The sequence below is a fragment of the Sabulicella flocculans genome (genome assembly GCF_045449635.1).
Taxonomy (GTDB): domain Bacteria; phylum Pseudomonadota; class Alphaproteobacteria; order Acetobacterales; family Acetobacteraceae; genus Roseococcus.
Genome location: NZ_JBJJBR010000077.1, coordinates 1 through 255 on the forward strand (window position 1 = coordinate 1; position 255 = coordinate 255).

Annotated in this window: 1 protein-coding gene; it reads right to left on the reverse strand. The window is 71.4% G+C overall.

The window, feature by feature from the left end; all coding sequences use genetic code 11:
* The coding region (locus tag ACI6QG_RS19795; RefSeq protein WP_491630761.1) for a phage major capsid protein at nt 1-255 on the reverse strand (255 nt) is incomplete at both ends.

The window sequence follows — 255 nt, forward strand, 5'->3', positions numbered from 1 at the left end:
CCTCGATGCCATCCACGCCCTGGACCGGGCCGGTGGTGACCTGCGGCCCCTCGGCGCCGTTGAGGTAGCCGTAGACGTAGACGGGCGCGGCGCTCGGCTCCGCAAAGAGATACCAGCGGTTCGCCTGGACCAGCGGCTCCACCACCGGCTGCACGAAGGACGCAAACACGTTCTCCTGCGTGACCTGGTTGGCCGCGACCGGCACGGTGAGCTGGCGGGCGGGGAGCTCGAGGCTCGGCCCGACCAGCAGGCGCA